This is a genomic window from Mesorhizobium sp. M00.F.Ca.ET.216.01.1.1, assembly GCF_004010325.2.
In the GTDB taxonomy this organism is placed as follows: Bacteria; Pseudomonadota; Alphaproteobacteria; order Rhizobiales; family Rhizobiaceae; genus Mesorhizobium.
This window is the reverse complement of record NZ_SADR02000605.1, coordinates 1-280: the sequence shown is the minus strand read 5'-3', so window position 1 is coordinate 280 and position 280 is coordinate 1. Positions and strand designations below refer to the sequence as shown.

General features: G+C 63.6%; 1 protein-coding gene. It reads left to right on the top strand.

What is annotated here, in order from left to right:
• A partial coding sequence (locus EN859_RS37630; RefSeq protein ID WP_348632981.1) for a ketopantoate reductase C-terminal domain-containing protein occupies positions 1-280 on the top strand: 280 nt, incomplete at both ends.

Below are 280 nucleotides of genomic sequence, written 5' to 3'. Positions count from 1 at the left end.
ACGTGGGCGGCGTACTGCGGGGCGCGGCGCATATCGAGTCGGGCGTCGTGGGCAAACACACGATCATTGGCGAACTGGATGGACGCGTGACGGATCGCGTTCGCCACGTTGCCGACGCATTCAATGGTGCCGGTCTCGCGACTCAGGTCAGCGACAATATCGTCGGCACGATGTGGGACAAGCTGCTGGTGAATGTGGCAACCGGCGCGCTGACCGGCATCACGTCGCTCACCTACGGCCAGCTGTATGAAGAGCCTTTGCTCAAGGCCGCGTCGCTCGC